Raw genomic sequence first — 15337 nt, 5'->3', positions numbered from 1 at the left:
CTATTCTAAAATCGGTTCTACCTAACGAGTCCCCGTCCTTAAAAAGGCTCCTTCGCCAGCATCACTTCCAGCTTTCGAACCGGTTTTTGACGAATCTTTTCTGATGCGCTGGCCTGTGGAGACAATTAACGAAAACCGCTGATCAACACACCCTGCTCTCAGGCTGCAGGTAAAACCGTCCGCCAGGCTGTAAGCATTGACGGTATTCTTTCGGCGTAAGTCCCCGGTTTTTTTTGAACGACCGGTTGAAATAGGAAATGTTGCCGAAACCGCTTTCGTAGGCAATCTGGGTAATCGGCAAATCGGATTGCTGCAACAACTGGCAGGCAAAACCGATGCGGATTTCGTTCAGGAATTCGGAGAAGGTTCGCTGGGTCAGGGCTTTGAAAAACCGGCAAAACGAGTGCAGTTGCAAACCGGCAATGGCCGCGGTTTCTTCGAGCGTAATGGGTTGCCGGAACTGATCCTGAATAAAGCGCATCACCCGCGCCACCCGGCTTTGGGAAGCTCCGGCGTAGGACATCAGCAACGATTCGGGGTTGAGCCACCGGACTTCCGGACTTGTTTTCAGCACCTCAAGGATTTGCAAAAAAGAAGCCATCAGTGGCAAATCCGACTGGTTCGGCATCGCCGTCAGTAAGGCTACCAATTGCTCCCGCGTTGGCCCGGTCAGGCAAAGCCCCCGCTCCGATTGCCGAAAGAAATCGGCCAGTGATTGCGTATTCGTAAACGGTTTCAGATGGTGCAAGACTACTTCCGGATTGATGTATAACGCCAGCGACCGGGCCTCTAACGGGGTTTCCGGCTGGGCCGCGTGACTGTACCAGACGTGCGGAACATTCGGGCCGATAAACGTCAGGTCGCCCGCTTCAAACTGTTCGACCGAACCGCCAATGATCCGGGTTCCCGACCCCGACACGACGTAAACCAACTGGCATTCCGGGTGAAAATGAAAGTCGGTGGAGAATTGAGACCGCACAATTTCCCGAAACACGAACGGTTTTTGCGCACTGGCAAAATCAGGCAACAGGGCGTAGATCGGCTTCATAGCGGAAAATGGGACAAAGAAATGCAAATATAGTATTGAAAGTTATCAACCGATAACTGGTTTAGACCAGGCCTGATCCCTTATTTTTGTATTATTCATCTTTGATTTAAAAAGATTTGAGGAATACGCTCATTAAATCAGCATAATCGATCTGTACAATATTAGCAATTGTTTTTCTGTCCAATGCACATTCATTCCATTCAGGTTCAGGACCGCCGGTTTGACCTCGCCGAAGGGGCCGGTTCGGATGCCACCCACACGACGCCCCAATACGCCTACGCGGTTTGTATCCTGAAAACCGATACCGCCGTGGAAGGAACCGGTCTGGCGTTTACGCTGGGAGCCGGGACTGATCTGGTTTGTAAAGCCATTCAATACCTTTCGGAACCGCTTGTTGGTCAGGAGATTGAAACACTGATGGCGGATTTTGGCCGGACGTATCGCTCCATCGTCGACTCGCCTTCGTTTCGCTGGCTCGGCCCCCACAAAGGCGTCGTCCATCTGGCACTGGCCGCCATTACCAACGCCTGTTACGATCTCTGGGCCAAATCCCGGCAAAAACCGCTCTGGCAACTTTTGCTCGATCTGACGCCCGAAGAAGTCGTTAACACCCTGGATCTGAGTTACCTCGAAGAAGAACTGACCCGTCAGCAGGCCATTCAACTCCTGACCGAAGCGCAAAAAACCTGCCCGCAGCGAATCGGCATTCTCAAAACCGGTTACAAAGGCTACGATACGTCCGTCGGCTGGTTTAATTTTTCGGACGAGCGCATTGTGGCCAATACGCGCAAAGCCGTCGATGCCGGTTTTACGGCCATGAAGCTCAAGGTGGGTTCCGACGATCCCGAACGCGATCTCCGCCGGGCGACCCTGATCCGGGAAACCGCCGGGGATGCGGCCACCATCATGCTCGATGCCAACCAGCGCTGGAACGTGCCCGAGGCACTGGCTATCTGCCGGAAGCTGGGCAGTATTCGACCCTATTGGATCGAAGAACCCACGCATCCCGACGATGTGCTGGGCCACCGCGCCATTGCCGACGCCATCGCGCCGTTCAAGGTCGCGACCGGCGAACACATTCCCAATAAAGTGATTTTTAAAAATTTCCTACAGGCCGGAGCCATGGCGTTCTGCCAGGTCGATGCAGTTCGGGTGGGCGGAATTTCCGAATTCCTGACCATCAGCCTGTTATCCAAAAAATACGGTATTCCGGTGGTCCCGCACGTGGGCGATATGGGGCAAATTCACCAGCATTTGGTACTTTACAACCACATTGCAATGGGGCACGAAAACCTGTTTCTCGAACACATTCCGCATTTGCAATCGTATTTTGTCAATCCGGTTCAAATCCGGGGCGGTTTTTACCAGGTTCCGACCGAATCCGGCAGCAGCAGCGATCTGAAACCCTAAACCGATGGCTGGCATGGCATCTCTGACCGATAAAATCATTTTCCTGACGGGTGGCGCTTCCGGTATCGGCGAAGCCTGCGCCGATGCCTACGTGCGGGCCGGGGCCAACCTGTTTGTCATGGATCGCGATGAAACCGCCCTCCAAACCCTGCTCAACCGGCTCGGCACCGACCACGACGGAACCGTTGGCGACGTTCAGCGGGTCGATGATGTCAAGCGAGCTATTGAAAAAACGATAACCCGGTTTGGTCGGCTGGACGTGATTCACAACAACGCGGGCATCGCCAGCCCGTCGAAACCGCTCGATCAAACGACGGAGGAAGAGTGGGATGCGCTTTTTTCGGTGAATCTGAAAAGTGTCTACCTCACCACCCGGTTTGGTCTGGAATCGCTGAAAGCATCGCGCGGTTGCATCCTGAATACCAGCAGCATGGTGGGCGAAATCGGGCAGGAGAACCACGCGGCTTACGTTGCCACCAAAGGTGGCATGAACGCCCTGACGAAAGCGATGGCGCTGGATTACGCGCCGTTTGGGATTCGGGTCAATGCCGTTTGCCCGGCGGGGGTCTGGACGCCCATGCTGCGTGTCTGGGCAACGCAACAACCCAATCCCGCGTCTATCGAAAAATATTTGGACGAGATTCACGCGCTCGGCTACTGCCCCGAAGGCGACGTGATTGCCGATGCCGCCGTTTTTCTGGTCTCCGATGCCGCTCGCTTCATCACCGGCTGTATCCTGCCCGTCGGCGGGGGTGCCGAACTCGGCTACCGACGCTAAAAAATTCACTCAATCACTCAATAAACCGATGCGCACCTGCCTGGCCCTCGACCTGAAAGACAATCCGGAAGGCATTGCCCAGTACGAATACCTCCACCAGCCGGAACACATCTGGCCGGAAATTCCGGCGGGCATCCGGGCGGGCGGCATTACGGATATGCAAATTTACCGCATCGGCACCCGGTTATTTATGATTGTCGAAACCGCCGAAGGGGTTGACCTGAACGATGCGTTTAACGAAATCAGCAAACTTCCCCGGCAAGCCGAATGGGCGGTTTTGATGGACGGTTTTCAGCAACGGCTGGCCGACGCGCAACCGGGCGAACACTGGGCGAAAATGAAACCGATTTTTAGCTTAAACGCCTGACGGATGAAAACGCCCTCGCCGAAACACGTTGTGGTACCTTTGCTGGTAGTGATGAGCCTGATGTTCATCTGGAACCTCAGCCGCAACATCAACGATGTGCTGATTCCGCACCTGAAACGGGCCTGCCAATTGACTGATTTCCAATCATCACTAGTGCAATCCGCCTTTTTTGGCGGCTATTTTCTGCTGGCTTTACCCGTTGGGCAGTTCATCCGGCGGTTTGGCTACCGGGCGGGCATGATTACGGGTTTGCTGACGGCAGCCACTGGCGCGATGCTGTTTTTCCCGGCGGCCGAAACCCGGTTTTATCCGCTCTTTCTGACGGCCTTGTTCATCATGGCCGCCGGTTTTACGTTTCTGGAAGTTACCGCAACGCCCTATATCACCAAACTCGGCGATCCCGACGGTGCGTCGAGTCGGCTGAGTCTGGCGTCGGCGGTGGGTTCCATCGGAGCAACCCTGGGGCCATTTATCGGTGCGCAGTTTCTGCTGCATGCAACGGATGTTCCGGCATCTGTCGTCCAGCAGTTTAACCCGACGGAATTGACTAATTACCTCAATTCCGAAGCGCAACTGGTGAAAATACCGTACCTGAGTCTGGCGGTTTTATTCACGGTTTTGGGCGTGTTACTATTTTTCATTACTCTGCCGACGATCGAGGAAAAAGGTGAAAGTTCACTCCGACTCTGGTCGATTTTCGGGTTTCGGCACACGGTTTTGGGCGCGTTGGGCGTGTTTTGTTACCTTGGGGCCGAAGTCGGTATTGTTAGCTTTTTGATCCGCTACGCCAAATCGTTGCAATTGCCGGATTTGAGCGAACAGAAAGCGGCTTTGTTCATTACCTTGTATATGGCGTTGGTGCTGGCCGGGCGGTTGGCGGGCGCTTACCTGCTCCGGCGCATTCAGCCCGCCCGGGCGCTGGCAATTTGTGCCATCGGCGCTTTTCTGCTGGTGCTAACGTCGATGCTGACGACCGGTTTTGTCTCGATTTATGCGCTGTCAGTGGTCGGTTTGTGTACCTCCGTCATGTACCCGATTCTGTTCACACTCAGCACAAAAGACCTGGGGGCTTACACCAAAACCGGGTCGTCACTAATCATCATGAGCATCGTAGGCGGGGCCATTATTCCTCCGTTAATGGGCTGGATTTCGGATGGTTACGGAATCCGAATAGCTTTCGTCGTACCCATTATCTGTTACATTTACGTGCTGTATTACGCCCGAAAAGGATATATCATTCGTCCGAAATTGTCTTTCGCCAAAGCCTAAATTCGTATCCCATGAAAGCAAAACTGCTTCCGCTGCTTTTTTTCCTGATCACGCTCCCGGCGGTTTCTCAAAAAGCGCTGCCCCAGGCGCAGCGACTCCAATGGTGGCAACACGACCGGTTCGGGATGTTTATCCACTGGGGACCGGCGACGCTGACGGGCAAGGAAATCAGCTGGTCGCGGGTGGGGACCGGCAAAAGCCGCTACGATTCGCTGTATCGGCGTTTCAATCCGGTAAAATTCAACCCGAAAGAATGGGTTCGGCTGGCCAAAGCGGGCGGGTTGAAATACGTCGTGCTGACGGCCAAACACCACGACGGTTTTTGTTTGTGGAATACGCAAACGACGGATTACAACATTATGTCGTCGCCGTTTGGGCGGGACGTTTGCAAGGAACTGGCCGATGCCGTTCACGAAGCCGGGCTTCAGTTGGGCTGGTATTTTTCGCCGGGCGACTGGAAAGACCCCGACTGCCGCAATCCGGAAGCGGAAAAGAACAAGGCGTTTGAAAACCGGATGCAGCAACAACTCAGAGAATTGCTTTCCAACTACGGGAAAATCAGTCTGTTGTGGATCGATTACGACGGCTGGCCCTGTCCCACGAATCCCAAAAACGTGTACGACATGGCGCATCGGCTGCAACCCGGTATTATTCTCAATAACCGGCTCGAAGCGTTTAATCCGGACGAGTCGCACAGCCAGCCGGGCCGCTACGGCGATTATGTTACTCCCGAAGGTTTTGTGGCCGGTTACGGCAGCGTTCCCTGGGAAACCTGCACGAACATGGGCCACCAGTGGGCGTGGCGGTTTGAAGACAAACCCCGCTCGGCGAAGGAGGTTGTGCATACGTTGCTGCGGTGCGTGGGTGGTAACGGCAATTTGCTGCTCAACGTAGGCCCGGATAGTCTGGGCCAGATTCCGCCCCTGTTTGCCAGCCGGTTAGAGGAAGTAGGCGACTGGATCAAACCGCGGGCGGAGGCTATTTACGGAACGAAAGGTGGACCGTATACACCCGCTCAGGAGTACGTCTGCACCCAAAAAGGAAACCGGATTTTTCTGCATTTGCTGGCAGGAACCGAAAACGAAGTAATGTTACCGGCTCTTCCGGCAACGATCAAAAAGGCGACGCTTCTCAACGGTAAAACCGTTCAGTTTTCGCAAACCAAAGGACAACTCCGGCTGGTCGTGCCGACGCGGGATTCCATTGCGACACTCATTGAACTGACCCTCGACCGCCCGGCTTCCCAACTGGCCCCCATTCTGCCGTTCTCGAAAACCGGGTCGCTGGCGTATGCTCAAAAATCGACGGCTTCCAGTGTCGTCGGTGAATTTCTGCATGGTGCCGGTTCGACGGTGGATGATAACAAAGCCACTTACTGGAAACTGGGCCGTCGGAGTGACGTGAACTTTGAGGCCAATTATGGAAAACCGCTCTATTACCGGACGAAGGAAGCCAAGGCGATGTTCGATCAAACCGGCTGGCTGGAGGTCGATCTGGGAAAACCGCAGTCGGTCGGGCAACTTGTGATCAATGAATTTCAGCGGAAAAACAACCCTGAATTGTACTCCCAAATCAACCGGTTTTCCGTCCAGTACCAGAAAGGCAACGACTGGGTGACCATTGCAACCGGTCAGCAGATTGGCGACGAATGGCGGCAGGCGATTCAGCCCGTCCGGGCGCAGCGGTTTCGGTTGGTTATTCAGGAGTCGGAAGGGAGCATTGGCGTCAGCGAATTTCAGCTATTTCCACCCAACAATCAGACAGGTCGCTAAAAAACACCGGGCAAGCCATTACCAGACGTATGGATACGTATATTCCATAGCGTTAAAAAATCTGCTTGCTGGCGACAAAAATGATGTTCATTTTTTTGCATACTAAGCAAATAGATTAAGTATGTTTATATATTTGCGTACTTAATTCATCCGCCCGAATAGTACAGATGCCCTTTTTAGTAGTAAGCCTAACTAGTGACGTCGGGGGCGGGTCAGGTTCAACGGTTTCGTGAGTAGTTTTTATAAATAAAACCCAAGTAATTATCCTATTTATTACAATTCTTTTTAAATTGACAGTGTACCCATTACGTATCTGTTCAATCCCGGAATAATGCAGCCTGTTATGGAGCTAAAAGTAAATAGAACGCAGCAGGAAGCAGCTCCATTTAAAGACCTGCCTGAGTATGAGATATGGGCTCAATTTCGAGGTGGCAATCCAAAAGCGTTTGGGTTTATTTATACGACCTATTTCCCGATTCTGTACAATTACGGACGACAGTTTACCAGCGATACCGATCTGGTAAAAGACACCATCCAGGATCTGTTTATTTATCTCCAGGAAAAAAAAGCGGGTTTGGGCGAGGTCTCGTCCATCAAATTTTACCTCTATAAAGCCTATAAAAACCGCATCATCCGGCATTTGACCAAAAACCGTTTTGCACCGGAACAACTGGATTATGACGACGACCGCGGATTTGAAATTGCGTTCACCGAAGAATCCAGTGGCATCAGTGAATTGCTGGATGATGAATTGCGGCAAAAAATGGAAACCGCCTTTTCACAGCTGACCAAACGGCAGAAAGAAATCATCATTTATTATTTCTACGAAGGATTTTCGTACACCGAAATAACCGCATTGATGGGTTTTGCTAAAATCGAATACGCCCGTATTCTAATGAGCCGAACCATTCTGAAACTTCGAAAAGAATTAGGTGAATCCCGGTTTATTCTTAACATGCTGGTAGTGACTTTTCTGGTCAACAAATAAAAACGCTTCTATTCCACCGGTTTACTCACCTTCTCCGGTGTTATTTCCCAGCTTTCGGTCAATCTCCAGCCGCCCGAAAAAATAATTGAAAAATAATTTCGTCGACTGTATATGTCTGCCACCATTCAGTCTCTTATGAGTTGAAAGCCCATTTCTATCCGGCAACTAACGGGATGAAAGGGCGCAAAATCAACTACAACGAGCAGGCATGAAGTACCAAAACTATCAACTGGAAGACTTCCTGAAAGATGATGATTTCATTCGGTGGGTAAAAAATCCTACTGTGAAACAAAATCACTTTTGGGAAAGCTGGTTGATGGAACATCCTGACAAAGCTCAAACCGTTGCGCTGGCCAGACAACTGATCCTTTCAGTTCGTTACAAGCATTCGTATCAGCCTTCAGAAGAAGACCTGACGACCGTTTGGGAGCGTATTCAGGCCGGAGAGCCCAGCACGCAATCGGCGCGAATTGTCCGGTTCCCGGTTCCAGCTCCCACCCTGCTCCGTTTTGCCGCCATTTTTCTGATAACCGTTGCCGCAGCCGTGACGGTTTGGAGATATACCCTTCCGGACAAATCAACAAAGAACGTTACCAGTCAGGCAATTACCAGATTAATTCAAACCCGCACCATCCGGGGGCAGCGGGAACTGATTCAGTTGCCGGATGGGAGTTCGGTTAAGTTAAATGCCGAAAGCGTCCTGTCTTATTCGTCCGATTTTGGCAAAACCGGGCGCGCCCTTACGCTGGAAGGCGAGGCATTCTTTGAAGTCGCGCATGATGCTTCCAAACCGTTTATCATTCAGACCGGAAAGCTCAGGACAACCGTCGTCGGAACGTCCTTTAACATCAATGCCTATCCCGAAAACCCGGATATAACGGTAGCGGTTTTAACGGGAAAAGTAAAAGTAGGTGCGGCTTCAAAAGCGCCTATCAATACGCCGGATTTCTTAGTACCGTCCGACCTGTATTCCTACCAAAAATCCAGCGAAAAAGGCCGGAAGGAGCAGGTTAATCTGGATGAATTACTGGCCTGGAAAGACGATGTTATCATCCTGAAAAATGCCGATTTCCAGGAAATAAAAAAGAAACTGGAACGCTGGTACGCCGTCAATTTTGTCGTCCAGAAGGGTTTAAAAGTAAAAGAAGATTTCAGTGCCCGATTTAATAATACCTCTTTAAAAAGCATCCTTGACGCGTTGAATTACACCTCTAATTTTCAGTATGAATTAGTTAATAATACCGTTTTTGTAACCCAAAAAAAGTAAACCCAGGCAGATAAAAAAGTGGCCAGGTGGCTTTAACACCTGGCCCTTTTCCCTGAATCCTATTCTTTTGGCGAAGCGATCGATCAGGGAATCTGTTCATTAAACCACTGTTCAATAAACCTTTAATACTATGAAAAGAACCGTACTTAACCAAATCCGGCAACTGGTGAGGATGAGCGCTTTCGGGATTTTGGTCCTGCTGCTCCCCGGCAATCGGGTCATGGCGGCAACCAGTCCGTACCAGAGTAAAAGCCTGGAAGAAATTTACCTGAATCTTTCGCTGAAAAACGTGCGGCTGGAAGATGCCCTGAATCTGATCGGGGAACGCACCCAGTTTTCGTTTGCGTACAACGGCGAGACGCTGGACAAAAATCAACTTGTCAATATTCCCGACAAGAATTTATCCCTGGCGTCGCTGCTACGGATTCTGTCGAAAGATGCCAACCTGCAGTTTTTGCGGGTCAATTCCCAGATTTATGTGCGGAAAAAGAAACTATTCGAAGCCCCGATTATCGAGAGGTCGCTTTCCGACGGCCCCGTCACAATCCAGGGGACGGTCAAAGACCAGGCCGGGGCGGTTTTGCCCGGTGCCAATATTCTGATCAAAGGGAAAACGCAGGGCACAGTCACGGACGGCGACGGCAAGTTTCAGCTCCAGCTGGAAGGCGGCAAGGGCACGCTGGTGGTCAGTTCCATCGGGTATGTCTCGGAGGAAGTGGTGGTGAGCGGCAACCGAACCGTCCTGGCGATCGTGCTAAATACCGACATCAAATCGCTCGAAGAAATTGTGGTCGTGGGGTACGGCGAACAGAAAAAGGTCAACCTGACCGGCTCGGTCGCTACGGTAGCCGCCGATGAACTGGTGAAACGGTCAACGGCGAACGTCGAGAACCTGTTGCAGGGAAAAGTAACTGGTTTACAGGTTGTTCAAAACTCCGGCCAACCCGGCGACGACGGCGCGGTCATGACGATCCGGGGCCTGGGAACGTTCAGCGACGCCGGAGCGGCTCCGCTGGTGCTGGTCGATGGCGTGGTGGGTAACCTGACGAACCTCAATTCCGACAACATTGAGTCGATTTCGGTTTTGAAAGATGCGGCCTCGGCGTCCATTTACGGGGCGCGGGGTGCCAACGGCGTGATTCTGGTGACTACCAAAAAAGGGAAAGCCGGTTCGTTCAACGTCGATTACCGGGCTGATTTTCAGTTGCATCAGCCGACGCGGATGCCCAAGCTGGTGACCAATTCGGCAGATTTCATGACCTATTTCAATGCCGCCCGCGCCCGTTCAGGTCAGGCGCCTTTGTATACGCAGGCTGAAATCGACACCTACCGCAACGCCACGGACCGCACCAAATACCCGAACTTCGACTGGATTGATTTCATTGTCGGAAACGCTTCCGCGCAGCAACACTATCTGTCGGTGAATGGCGGTTCCGAGAAAACCACCTACAACTTTTCGACCGGCTACCTGGATCAGAACGGGATTGCCGGTGGACACAGCTACAAACGGTACAACTTCAATTTGAATGTCGATACGAAAGTAAACCGGATTCTGCGGGTGGGAGCTAACATTGGTCTGGTGAAAAAGGACATTGTCGAGCCGCCTTACACGGATTCGGATTACATGCTGCTGGTGTACTCGATGAACCCGACCAACGGGCCGTATGTACCGGATGGTTCCGGGCATTATTCCGGCGCGTATCGGCAGGGCGTTCCGTCCAACCGGAATCCGCTGGCGGTGATCAACAGCGGCTCGGTTCGCTACCAAAAATACAATTTGACGGCGCAGTCGTATGTCGATGTCAACATCACGCCGGATCTGACCTGGGGCGTAAAAGGCGCGATCAATTACAGCGACGATTTTACGAAAGTCCACGAACATCCGGTCGATGCTTATTATTTCTCCGACGGAACGTACCAGAACAACGGAAATCCGACGCGCCTGGGCATCACCGACCGGTTTGATCAATCGATTCTGACCACCTTGTATTCCACGTTTAATTACAAAAAAACGTTTGGCAAAGATCATTTTGTAACCGGTTTGTTGGGCTATAACCAGGAATCGTTCAAAAACCGCTATTTGCAGGGTTCTCGCCAGAAGTTTCCAACGGACGACCTGATGGAGTTGAACGCGGCTTCGACCGATAATCAATCGACAACCGGAACGTCGTACGAATGGGCCATCCAGTCGCTCTTCGGTCGGTTTACGTACGACTACAAAGAACGGTATCTGCTCGAAACCAACTTCCGCTACGACGGTACGTCGCGCATCCAGCAAGACAACCGCTGGGGCTTTTTTCCTTCGTTATCGGCGGGATGGCGGATTTCGAACGAGGAGTTCCTGAAGTCGCAGAGTTGGGTCGATAACCTGAAGCTACGGGCGTCGTGGGGCCAGCTGGGGAACCAGAACATCGGGAATTACCCGTACCAGGACATTCTTTCCGTTACGACCTATCCGTTCGATGTCCTGCAACAGGGCGTCGTGCAAACGCGGCTCACCGACAAAAACCTGCGCTGGGAAACCACCACGATTACGGACATCGGCCTTGATTTCAGCTTCAAAAAACGCATTTTTTCGGGTTCGATCGATTGGTACAACAAGATCACGGACGGGATTATTTACGCGATCGAAGTCCCCGGCAGCGTCGGTCTGACCGGCCCGACCGTGAACTACGCCAAAATGCAGAACAAAGGGATTGAGCTGAACCTCAGCCATTCCAATAAGATTGGCGAGCTGCGGTACGATGTGAATGTCAATTTTTCCAAAAACGCCAATAAAGTCCTGAAAGTCAAGGCGCCGTTTTACGACAACAACAACACGATTCAGGAGGGTTTGCCCTGGATGTCGAATTACCTGATCGAATGGGCGGGGATTTTCCAGTCGCAGGAAGAAATCGACAAAGGCCCGGCCCATCCGTTCAATCCCAAACCGGGTGATTTGAAATTTAAGGACCAGAATGGGGATAATAAGATCGACGGCAACGACCGGGTGGTGGTGCCCGGCGCGTATCCCAAGTTCTATTACGGCGGGGGTGTCAACGCGTTCTGGAAAAATTTCGATTTCGCGATCTTCCTCCAGGGGGTTTACGGTAACAACACGTACGTCGACCGTTGGGGCATCGATCCGTTTACGCAGGGCAGTGCGCCGACCCTCGAATTTGCGCAAAACGCCTGGACGCCGGAGAATAAATCGACCACGCACCCGGCCATGTACCTCAACGGCTACGGCCCCGATAACGGGTTGCGCACGACCTATTTTCTGATGGACGCGTCGTACCTGCGCATCAAAAACCTGGTGCTCGGCTACTCGTTCCCGAAAACGATCACCAGCAAAATCCGGATGAAAGACCTGCGGATTTACCTGTCGTCGGATAACCTGGCGACGTTCACCAAGTATCCGGGTGCCGATCCCGAGCGCACCGGAACGGGTCGGCAGCGGTTTGCCACCTATCCGCAGGTACGCATGTTTACGGCGGGTCTCAAGGTCAAATTTTAAGTCTAAAAAGAACTTCCCATGAAAAAGTTTTTAATCATAAGCCTGGTGAGTACCGCGAGTTTTTTGCTCACCGCCTGCCAGGATTTTCTGGATAAAAATCCGCTCGACCAGCTTTCCAACCAGACGTTCTGGACCACCGAAAAGGATGCTGACATGGCCATTGCGGGGGTTTACAGCCAGTTATTGGGCCTGACCTACGACCACCACCGGATGGATTGGGATGCCCTGACGGACGATTTCTTCCTGTTCGGGACCTACCAGCGCGTCGACAACATCGCCAAAGGCATTATTGAACCGACCACGGGCGGTTTGGTCAGCACCGCGTACCTGGAGTCGTACAAAGGCGTGACGGCCTGTAACATCTTCCTGGCGAACATCGACCGGGTGACGATGGACGAGGCCAAGAAAAACCGGTATAAAGGGGAAGTATTGTACCTGCGGGCTCTGTTTTACTTCACACTGACCGAGTTTTACGGGGGTGTTCCGCTGTATACGAAGCCCATCACCCTGGCCGAAGCCGCCGTCAAGCAGAGTCCGAAAGCGACGGTGATCGAGCAGGTTCTCAAGGACTTAGATGAAGCGATTGCCCTGCTCCCGGCGACGCTGTACACCAGCCATGCCGTGAAAGGTTCGGCGCAGGCCCTGAAAGCGAAAGTGCTGCTGCACAACGGCAAGTGGCAGGAAGCCGCCGATGCCGCCAATCTGGTGATTCAGTCGAAGGTGTTTAAGCTGGCGACCGATTACCAGACCATGTTTTTGACCAAAGGCCAGACCAATAACCCCGAAATACTCTTCTCGGCGCGGTATTTAAACCCCGACCGGTATTCGCTCGAAAGTCCGGATATGAAATACGGCAACGCGGCAGCCATCAATGGCAGCCAGAATTTTGTGGACGAATTCGAATGCACGGACGGTTTGCCCATTAGTCAGTCGCCCCTGTACGACAAAACCGCCTACAAAAAGAACCGCGATCCCCGGCTGGATTACACCATCCGGGATATTAAGGAACAACTGGTTAGCTCGACCGGCGTCAAATTCACCAATGCGGCCGCGGGGATTTACACGAGTTATCTGGTTCGGAAGTATGTCGATCCCGAGAACCTCCCGTTTTCGTACTCAACCCGCAGCGATCAGGATTATATTTTGACGCGCTACGCGGAGGTGCTGCTGATTTATGCCGAAGCCAAAAACGAAGCCACTGGTCCCGATCAGTCCGTGTACGATGCGGTCAATGCGGTTCGGGCGCGGGTCAAAATGCCAGCCCTGCCGACCGGTTTGACCCAGGCAACTATGCGGGACAGAATCCGGCACGAACGGCGCGTCGAACTGGGTGCCGAAGGCTACCGGTACCTGGACATCAAGCGGTGGAAAATTGCGGAAAAAGTGATTCCCGGCATCGTCGATCCGGGGGGCGTTTTGCGCAAGTTCGACCCGGCGAAACACTACCTGTTTCCGTTCCCGCAGAGCGAAATCGACATCAATAAAAACCTGACGCAGAACCCCGGTTATTAATCGTATTTCCTAAACCCGTTCCTTTTTTACCACCGCATGAAACGGATCATCCCCCTGGTTCTTCTGTTGATTTTCCTGAAACCGGACGACATTCGGGCCCAAAAACCGTCGAAGGTTCGGCCCAATGTCATTCTGGTGATGGCCGACGATCTGGGCTGGGGGGATGTCGGTTTCAACGGAAATCCGCAAATCAAAACGCCGGAGCTGGACAAGATGGCCGCGAACAGCCTGCAATTCACCCGGTTTTATGCGGGGGCGCCGGTTTGCTCGCCCACGCGGGGCAGTTGCCTGACCGGCCGGAATCCGGAGCGGTACGGTATTTTCTTTGCCAACGTCGGCCACATCAAACCGCAGGAAACCACGCTGGCGGAAGTGTTGAAAGCCAACGGCTACGCCACCGGTCACTTCGGAAAATGGCACCTCGGTACCCTGAGCAAAACCGTCCGCGACGGGCACCGGGGCGGCAAAGCCAACGATGAATTTTCGCCCCCCTGGGAGAACGGTTTTGAAACCTGCTTCTCGACCGAGCAGGCCGTTCCGACCTGGGACCCGATGAAAGATCAGATGGTGAAAACCCACTACTGGACGGGCCCCGACCGGTTTGCGGAAGACAATCTGGAAGGCGATGATTCGCGGATTATCATGGATCGCGCGCTTCCGTTTATCGGACAATCCGTTCAGAAAAAGAAGCCGTTTCTGGCCGTCATCTGGTTTCACACGCCCCATTCGCCGGTGGTGGCCGGTCCGAACTACCGGGCGATGTACCCCGGTCTGGACGACAATCACCAGCATTATTACGGCTGCATTACGGCGATGGACGAGCAGATTGGTCGCTTACGCCGGGAACTCCGCAAACTGGGCGTGGCCAATAACACCCTGATTCTCTTCGCATCCGACAACGGCCCGGCCGGTGAAGGGGGCGGCATCGACCAACATCCCGGCAAACGGCAGCAGGGAACGGCCGGCATTTTTCGCGGGCGAAAAGGCAGTCTGTACGAAGGCGGCATTCGGGTTCCGGCGCTGCTGGAATGGCCCGGGCGGATCAAAACTCACCGCAAAGTCAGCGTGCCGGTCACTACCAGCGATTATTTTCCGACAATTCTTTCGCTACTCGACTATTCGGTTCCGGGCAATCCGCGGCCGATGGATGGCATCAATGTGCTTCCGCTGCTTTTTACCGACACCGCCCAACGGCCTAAACCGATTGGTTTTAAGTCCTATAAGCAACGGGCGTATACCGACAACCAGTTCAAGATTTACTCAGCCGACGACGGCATCCATTACGAGCTCTACGATCTGCTGAACGATCCGTCCGAATTGCAGGACATTTCGGAAGCGCATCCAATGGTGCTTGCATCGATGAAAACCGCTTTGGACGACTGGCTTTCGTCGTGTCAGAAGAGCGAAAAAGGCGAAGATTACTGACATGA

The 15337-nt window shown here is 52.8% G+C and carries 11 protein-coding genes; 10 read left to right on the top strand and 1 reads right to left on the bottom strand.

The genetic code is table 11. The annotated features are described in order from the left end of the window. Positions 1–142: 142 nt before the first annotated feature. Complete coding sequence (locus EHT25_RS13020) at positions 143–1048, bottom strand: helix-turn-helix domain-containing protein (RefSeq protein ID WP_124875111.1); 906 nt, start codon at positions 1046–1048, stop codon at positions 143–145. A 183-nt stretch (positions 1049–1231) separates the two neighbouring features. Here EHT25_RS13020 and EHT25_RS13015 point away from each other — a divergent pair, with 183 nt between their 5' ends. The 10 genes from EHT25_RS13015 (at position 1232) to EHT25_RS12970 (ending at position 15332) form a co-directional block, all read left to right on the top strand. Next, a complete protein-coding gene (locus EHT25_RS13015) occupies positions 1232–2458 on the top strand; it encodes an enolase C-terminal domain-like protein (RefSeq protein WP_124875109.1) in 1227 nt (408 codons plus the stop codon). A gap of 13 nt (positions 2459–2471) precedes the next feature. Next, positions 2472–3236: an SDR family NAD(P)-dependent oxidoreductase gene (locus tag EHT25_RS13010; protein WP_124875107.1), complete on the top strand. Its 765-nt coding sequence runs from the start codon at positions 2472–2474 to the stop codon at positions 3234–3236. 28 nt (positions 3237–3264) lie between these two features. Beyond that, positions 3265–3603 carry an L-rhamnose mutarotase gene (locus tag EHT25_RS13005; protein ID WP_124875105.1) on the top strand — a complete coding sequence of 113 codons (339 nt, stop codon included), beginning with the start codon at positions 3265–3267 and terminating at the stop codon, positions 3601–3603. Between the two features lie 3 nt (positions 3604–3606). Continuing rightward, positions 3607–4872 carry an L-fucose:H+ symporter permease gene (fucP, locus tag EHT25_RS13000; RefSeq protein ID WP_124875103.1) on the top strand — a complete coding sequence of 422 codons (1266 nt, stop codon included), beginning with the start codon at positions 3607–3609 and terminating at the stop codon, positions 4870–4872. Positions 4873–4883: 11 nt separating this feature from the next. Continuing rightward, positions 4884–6644, top strand: coding sequence for an alpha-L-fucosidase (locus tag EHT25_RS12995; RefSeq protein ID WP_124875101.1), 1761 nt, complete (start codon positions 4884–4886; stop codon positions 6642–6644). A gap of 343 nt (positions 6645–6987) precedes the next feature. Continuing rightward, positions 6988–7632 (top strand): RNA polymerase sigma factor, encoded by a 645-nt coding sequence (locus tag EHT25_RS12990; protein ID WP_221622273.1) that lies wholly within the window; start codon positions 6988–6990, stop codon positions 7630–7632. A gap of 208 nt (positions 7633–7840) precedes the next feature. Continuing rightward, positions 7841–8899 carry a FecR family protein gene (locus EHT25_RS12985; protein WP_124875097.1) on the top strand — a complete coding sequence of 353 codons (1059 nt, stop codon included), beginning with the start codon at positions 7841–7843 and terminating at the stop codon, positions 8897–8899. Positions 8900–9029: 130 nt separating this feature from the next. Then, positions 9030–12395, top strand: a complete 3366-nt coding sequence (locus EHT25_RS12980; protein WP_124875095.1) for a TonB-dependent receptor — start codon at positions 9030–9032, stop codon at positions 12393–12395. A gap of 18 nt (positions 12396–12413) precedes the next feature. After that, on the top strand, positions 12414–13907 hold the full coding sequence (locus tag EHT25_RS12975) for a RagB/SusD family nutrient uptake outer membrane protein (protein ID WP_124875093.1): 1494 nt from the start codon (positions 12414–12416) through the stop codon (positions 13905–13907). Positions 13908–13943: 36 nt separating this feature from the next. Continuing rightward, positions 13944–15332, top strand: a complete 1389-nt coding sequence (locus EHT25_RS12970) for a sulfatase family protein (protein ID WP_124875091.1) — start codon at positions 13944–13946, stop codon at positions 15330–15332. Positions 15333–15337 lie beyond the last annotated feature (5 nt).

Source organism: Larkinella rosea (genome assembly GCF_003858635.1).
GTDB classification, from domain to species: domain Bacteria; phylum Bacteroidota; class Bacteroidia; order Cytophagales; family Spirosomataceae; genus Larkinella; species Larkinella rosea.
This window is presented reverse-complemented; position numbering and strand designations above follow the sequence as displayed.